This is a genomic window from Stenotrophomonas sp. Bg11-02, assembly GCF_002836635.1.
GTDB classification, from domain to species: Bacteria; Pseudomonadota; Gammaproteobacteria; order Xanthomonadales; family Xanthomonadaceae; genus Stenotrophomonas; species Stenotrophomonas lacuserhaii.
Genome location: NZ_PJAY01000032.1, coordinates 1 through 443 on the forward strand (window position 1 = coordinate 1; position 443 = coordinate 443).

At 65.7% G+C, this 443-nt stretch carries 1 protein-coding gene; it reads left to right on the top strand.

From position 1 onward, the window contains the following. Positions 1–10: 10 nt before the first annotated feature. The coding region (locus CXG43_RS01345; protein ID WP_232767533.1) for a terminase gpA endonuclease subunit at positions 11–443 on the top strand (433 nt) is incomplete at its 3' end.

The following is a 443-nucleotide window of genomic DNA, read 5'->3' on the forward strand; positions in this document are numbered from 1 at the left end:
CCTGCAGGCGATGCGCACCTTTGCCAGCACGGGCGAAGAACGGCCGCTGAAGACGACGCACAACGTCGACGGCGCCATCAATTACGTGCCGATGGCGGCCAGGTCCTCCAGCGACCCGAACGAAATGAAGGAGCGAGCAGAGACGTGGCCGTCAGGCTACGTGCCTGCCGGCGTCCGCTTCCTCGTCGCCACTGTGGACAACCAGGCCAACCGGTTCGTGGTGCTGGTTCTGGGGTTCGGCGTGAACGAATCGGGCCAGCTGGAGCGTTGGGTGGTGGATTCCTTCACCCTGCGCACGTCGACGCGTCCGGACGGTTCCGGTGGCTTCCTGCCGCTTGACCCGCCGAAGTACCTCGAGGACTGGGAGCGGCTGGTCGACAAGGTCATCACCAGGCGCTATCCGCTGGGCGATGAAACCGGCCGCAGCATGCCGATTCGCGCCA